1 protein-coding gene is annotated in these 689 nt (G+C 66.5%); it reads left to right on the top strand.

Annotation, left to right across the window (positions count from 1 at the left end):
- Positions 1-680, top strand: a 680-nt coding sequence (locus tag HCK04_RS40430) for a non-reducing end alpha-L-arabinofuranosidase family hydrolase (RefSeq protein ID WP_260617576.1), incomplete at its 5' end; no start/stop codon positions are given.
- Positions 681-689 lie beyond the last annotated feature (9 nt).

Here is a 689-nt window from a genome sequence, read left to right as displayed (position 1 = left end):
CCGTCGCGCCGACGCTGTTCTACTTCGCTCCCAAGAACATCTGGGTGCTCGCGTACCAGTGGGGCGGCACCGCGTTCTCCTACCGGACCTCGACCGACCCCAGCAACCCGAACGGCTGGTCGGCGCAGCAGACGCTGTCGACGGCGAGCATCTCCGGCTCCGGCACCGGCCCCATCGACCAGACGCTCATCGGTGACGACCAGAACATGTACCTGTTCTTCGCCGGGGACAACGGCAAGATCTACCGGTCGAGCATGCCCATCGGGAACTTCCCGGGCAACTTCGGCTCCAACTACACCACCATCATGAGCGACTCGACGAACAACCTCTTCGAGGGTGTCGAGGTCTACAAGCTCCAGGGCCAGAACAAGTACCTGATGCTGGTGGAGTCGATCGGCTCGCAGGGCCGCTACTTCCGCTCCTACACCGCCACCAGCCTGGGCGGCAACTGGACCCCGCAGGCCACCAGCGAGAGCAACCCCTTCGCCGGCAAGGCCAACAGCGGCGCCACCTGGACCAACGACATCAGCCACGGCGACCTGGTCCGCACCAACCCCGACCAGACCAAGACCGTCGACCCCTGCAACCTGCAGCTGCTCTACCAGGGCCGCAGCCCCAGCTCCGGCGGCGACTACGGCCTGCTGCCCTACCGGCCCGGCCTGCTGACCCTGCAGCGCTGACGCCCTGAC

The sequence above is a fragment of the Microbispora sp. CL1-1 genome (assembly GCF_012034195.1).
In the GTDB taxonomy this organism is placed as follows: domain Bacteria; phylum Actinomycetota; class Actinomycetes; order Streptosporangiales; family Streptosporangiaceae; genus Microbispora.
The sequence above is the reverse complement of the archived record's forward strand: the minus strand, read 5'-3'. Positions and strand labels throughout refer to the sequence as shown.